This is a genomic window from Saccharomonospora iraqiensis subsp. iraqiensis, assembly GCF_000430445.1.
Taxonomy (GTDB): Bacteria; Actinomycetota; Actinomycetes; order Mycobacteriales; family Pseudonocardiaceae; genus Saccharomonospora; species Saccharomonospora iraqiensis.
In genome coordinates, this window is record NZ_KE387102.1 from 85,200 (window position 1) to 87,719 (window position 2,520).

General features: G+C 75.2%; 2 protein-coding genes. Both read left to right on the top strand.

What is annotated here, in order from left to right; all coding sequences use genetic code 11:
• The coding region (locus ACTIR_RS23555; protein WP_411431333.1) for a SulP family inorganic anion transporter at nt 1-2,291 on the top strand (2,291 nt) is incomplete at its 5' end.
• 88 nt (nt 2,292-2,379) lie between these two features.
• On the top strand, nt 2,380-2,520 hold a 141-nt coding region (locus ACTIR_RS23560), incomplete at its 3' end, for an AAA family ATPase (protein ID WP_034240254.1).

The following is a 2,520-nucleotide window of genomic DNA, read 5'->3' on the forward strand; positions in this document are numbered from 1 at the left end:
ACGGGGCGCCCGGTCGTGGCCGGGCACGCCGGGTCGCGGCGAGCGTGCTGCGGCACGATCTGCCCGCGTCCCTGGTCGTCTTCCTCGTCGCGGTCCCGCTCTCCCTGGGCATCGCGCTCGCCTCCGGTGCCCCGGTCGCGGCCGGCATCATCGCCGCGATCGTCGGCGGGATCGTCGCGGGGGCGGTGGGCGGGTCGGTCCTCCAGGTCAGCGGGCCGGCCGCGGGGCTGACCGTGGTGATGGCCGGGATCATCGACCAGTTCGGCTGGGCGGTCACCTGCGCGATCACCGTGGCCGCGGGGGCCGTCCAGGTGCTGCTGGGGGTGAGCCGTGTCGCGCGGGCGGCGCTGGCGATCGCCCCCGCGATCGTGCACGGGATGCTCGCCGGGATCGGGGTCACCCTGGTGCTCGGCCAGCTGCACATCGTGCTCGGCGGGGAGCCGGCCAGTTCCGCGGTGGCCAACCTCGCGGCCCTGCCGGGGCAGGTCGTGGCCGCCCACGACGCCGCCGCGCTCGTCGGCCTGCTGACCGTGACCGTGCTGCTCATCTGGCCCCGGCTGCCCCCGCCGGTGTCCCGGATCCCCGGCCCGCTGGCGGCGATCACCCTGGTCACGCTGCTGGCCACGGCCACGGGCATGCCGGTGGGCACGGTCGAGCTGCCCACGGAGGTCCTCACCCTCGGATTCGTGCCGCTCGCCCCCGGGGACGGCGGGTGGTTCGCCTTCGGTGTCGCCGTGCTCACGGTGGCGCTGATCGCGAGTGTCGAGTCGTTACTGTCCGCGGTGGCCGTGGACCGGATGCACACCGGGGCGCGGGCCGACCTCAACCGCGAGCTCGTCGGCCAGGGCACCGCCAACATGACCTCGGGCGCGCTGGGCGGGCTGCCGGTGACCGGCGTGATCGTGCGCAGTTCGACGAACGTCGCGGCGGGTGCGCGCTCCCGCGCCTCCGCCGTGCTGCACGGGGTCTGGGTCCTGCTGTTCACCGTCGCCTTCGCCGGGCTCGTCCGGAGCATCCCGCTCGCGGCACTGGCCGGGCTGCTGGTGCACGTCGGCGTGAAGCTGATCGACCTGCACACCCTCCGCCGGGTGCGGGGCCACGGCGACCTGCCGCTGTACACGGTGACGTTGGCCGGGGTCGTCGTCGCCGATCTGCTCACCGGGGTGCTCCTCGGGGTCGGGCTGTCGGTGCTGCTGACGCTGCGGCGCACGATGTGGTCCGGGATCCACGTCGTCGGCCAGGGCGGGTCGTCCCGCGTCGTGATCGAGGGTGTGCTGACGTTCCTGTCCGTGCCGCGGCTGTCGTCCGTGCTGGCCACCGTCCCCGGCGGCCGGCCCGTCCGGCTCGAACTCGTGGTGGACTACCTCGATCACGCGGCGTTCGAGTGCCTGTCCGGGTGGCAGCAGGCGCACGAACGCGGCGGCGGGACGGTCGTGGTCGACGAGATCGGGCATCCGTGGTACGGCCGCGGCAAGACCCACGCGCCGACGGTGCGCAGGCAGGAGGCCACCCGGCCGGTGCCGCGCTGGTTGGCGCCGTGGTCCGAGTGGATGGCCCGGGAGCACGCGGACGACGACGGACCCGGGTCCGTCCCCGGGCAGCGGCACGGCCCAATCCACCGGGGTGCCTCCGAGTTCCACCGGCGCACCGCCCCGCTGCTGCGCCCCACACTGAACCGGCTCGCCACCGGTACCCGCCCGCACACCCTGTTCCTCACGTGCAGCGACGCCCGGCTCGTGCCGAACGTGCTCACCACCAGCGGGCCCGACGACCTGTTCACGGTCCGCAACGTCGGCAACTTCGTCCCGGCCGGTGCCGGGGACAGGTCCGGGGACGCGACCGGGGACGCCGCGGGGCGACCGGCGTGCCCCGACGACGGGTCCGTCGGTGCCGCGGTCGAGTACGCCGTGGTGGTGCTCGGTGTCCGGGAGATCGTGGTGTGCGGGCACTCGTCGTGTGCGGCGATGACCGCCCTGCTCGACGGGGACGGCACGGAATTGCCCGCCCTGTCGGGGTGGCTCGTCCATGGGCACGCCAGTCTGCGCAGGCTGCGCGCGGGCGGCACGGTCCCGGTGGACGGCCGGGAACCCGATTCGGCGGTGGACGCGCTCGCCCTGCACAACGTCCTGCAACAGCTCGACCACCTGCGGGCCGACCCGGTGGTGCACGCGGCCGAGAGCCGGGGCGCGCTGCGCCTGACCGGGATGTACGTCGACGTGGGCCGGGCCCGCGTCTGTCTGCTCGATCCGGACACCGGGGAGTTCGTCTCCGCCGGGGTACCGGCCGGGTGAGCCGGGGAGTGTGGGCGCCCACCGGCGACCGGCCACCACCGCCGGGGTCGGCGCCGGACGGGACACCGGCCGGTACTAGTGTCGTGCCGTGACCGTGCTGGTGATCTCCGGAACCTCGACCGGTGTGGGCAAGACCGTGGTGACCGCGGCCGTCGCCGCGCTGGCGGCGCGGGACGGGCAGCGGGTGGCGGTGCTCAAGCCCGCGCAGACCGGGGCGGCGCCGGACGAG